This window comes from Alcanivorax sp. HI0044 (genome assembly GCF_001634945.1).
The window spans coordinates 1-663 of the sequence record NZ_LWEZ01001846.1 but is presented as its reverse complement, the minus strand read 5'-3'; the positions used below and the strand labels follow the sequence as shown (position 1 = coordinate 663).

Here is a 663-nt window from a genome sequence, read left to right as displayed (position 1 = left end):
GATAATACGGGCCAGGGAGGAATCACACCATGCATCTGACAGCCGATACACTCAAGGGTTTACCCCGCGGGGAGCGGGTCAATCTGGTCAATAGCCTGTCCGGCTTCAAAAGTGCCAACCTGGTGGGCACTCGCTCCGAGAACGGCCAGGAAAACCTGGCCATGGTCGGCTCCTGCTTTCATCTCGGGGCCGACCCGGCATTGATGGGGATGATATTGCGCCCGCACTCGGTGGACCGGCATAGCCTGGAATACTTGCAAGGCACAGGTGTTTATACGCTCAACCAGGTCCATGCCGAGATCCTCGAAGCCGCCCACCAGACCGCCGCCCGCTATCCCCGGAATACCTCCGAGTTCACCGCTACCGGGCTAAGCCCAGCCTACCTGCCCGACTTTGCCGCCCCCTTCGTGGCACAGGCGCGGATAAAACTGGGCATGGCGGTGAGGGAAGTGCAAACCCTGGCGGTGAATAACACCGTTCTGGTGATCGGTGCCATCGAACATATCCTGCTACCCGATGAGGTACTGGGGGATGATGGCTTTGTGGATATTGAACGGGCCGGGACGGTGGCGCTGTCGGGGCTGGATAGCTACCACCGCAGTCAGCGTATCGGCCGGCTCAGCTATGCCAAGCCAGACAAGCCCCTACACTGGCTGACAAACG

Annotated in this window: 1 protein-coding gene; it reads left to right on the top strand. The window is 60.3% G+C overall.

What is annotated here, in order from left to right; genetic code table 11:
• Positions 1–29 precede the first annotated feature (29 nt).
• Positions 30–663 (top strand): flavin reductase family protein (locus A3730_RS27530; protein ID WP_063539360.1); only part of this gene is annotated, 634 nt, incomplete at its 3' end.